Origin of the sequence: Sphingobacterium sp. 1.A.5, from assembly GCF_002734235.1 — a bacterium.
Classification (GTDB): Bacteria; Bacteroidota; Bacteroidia; order Sphingobacteriales; family Sphingobacteriaceae; genus Sphingobacterium; species Sphingobacterium daejeonense.
In genome coordinates, this window is sequence record NZ_PEBA01000044.1 from 1 (window position 1) to 1,475 (window position 1,475).

Annotated in this window: 1 protein-coding gene; it reads left to right on the plus strand. The window is 49.1% G+C overall.

Annotated features, from left to right (window positions below; all coding sequences use genetic code 11):
- Nucleotides 1-69 precede the first annotated feature (69 nt).
- On the plus strand, nucleotides 70-1,475 hold a 1,406-nt coding region (locus CRT24_RS14390; RefSeq protein ID WP_144034591.1), incomplete at its 3' end, for an IS1182 family transposase.

A 1,475-nucleotide genomic window follows, 5' to 3' on the forward strand; every position in this document is an offset into this window, starting at 1 on the left:
AAAAATGGCGGGGTTTTTCTGTTTTTTGTCCTCAAGATTTTGTATCTTAAGGTGCACCCAAAAAACAATATGGCAAACATACAATTCAAAGCTCTTCCATCCAATAGTCCGAGTCTTTTTCCTGAGAATATTTTAGACCGTATCCCCTTGAACCATCCGGTTCGTTTGGTGAGTCAGGTTGTTGACCAGTTGGATCTGGAACATATCATCCGTCAGTATAAAGGCGGAGGCACGACCAGTTTCCATCCCAGGATGCTCATCAAGGTACTGTTCTACGCGTATCTGAGCAATATCTATTCTTGCCGCAAGATCGATCGCGCCCTGCACGAGAACATCCATTTCATGTGGCTTTCGGGCAACAGTACGCCGGATTACCGTACGATCAATTATTTCAGGGGAAAGCGTCTTAAGGGACAGATACAGGAGCTGTTTGCCAGTATCGTTCGGATGCTGCATGACATGGAGTATGTCAGCCTGAAAGTCCAGTATGTAGATGGTACCAAGATCGAATCGGCCGCCGGTCGCTATACCTTCGTTTGGAAGAGATCGATCGAGAAGAACAAGGTAAAGCTGGAGGCGAACATCGCTTCGGTCCTTTCGGATATCGATGCACAGATCAGCCAGGACCAATCTTCATTAGGGGATCAGCAAGTCAGCAAGGCCATCGATAGTGCCCAGCTGAAGGAAAAGATCAGAGCGATCAATGCCAAGCTCAAAGGAGTGGATAGATCCACCGATAGGCAGCTGAGGAAGCTTGAAGACGACTATCTGCCCCGATTGCAGAAATATGAGGAGCAACTGGAAGTACTGGGAGATCGCAACAGTTATAGCAAGACCGATACCGATGCCGTGTTTATGCGGATGAAAGAGGACCACATGAAAAATGGCCAGCTTAAACCGGCCTACAATACCCAGATCAGCACCGAAGACCAGTTCATCACCCATTATAGCATCCATCAAACGGCCGCAGATACCACAACCCTGCCCGAACACCTGGAAGGCTTTGAGTCCCATTACGGAAAACAGAGTGAATCCATCGTCGCAGATGCCGGATATGGTAGCGAGCAGAACTACGAGCTGATGGAAGGACAGGGTATAACCGCTTTTGTGAAGTACAATTACTTCCATATGGAACAGAARCGCAAGCATAAACAGGATCCTTTCTCGGTACAGAACCTATATTACAACCAGCAGGATGACTATTATGTATGTCCGGCCGGACAGAAGCTCAGCTTTATCGGTCATGCAACCAGAGTCAGTGCCAACGGATACACTGCCCGGGTCAGCTGTTACCAGGCTCGGCGATGCGAAGGCTGCCCGATGCGGAGTGGGTGCCATAAAGCTACAGGCGATCGGCTCATTGAAGTGAACCACAGGCTCAATAAGCTCAAGGCTAAAGCCCGGGAAAGACTGCTGTCGGAAGAGGGAATGTACCATCGGAGCAAGCGACCCATAGAAGTGGAAGCCGTTTTCGG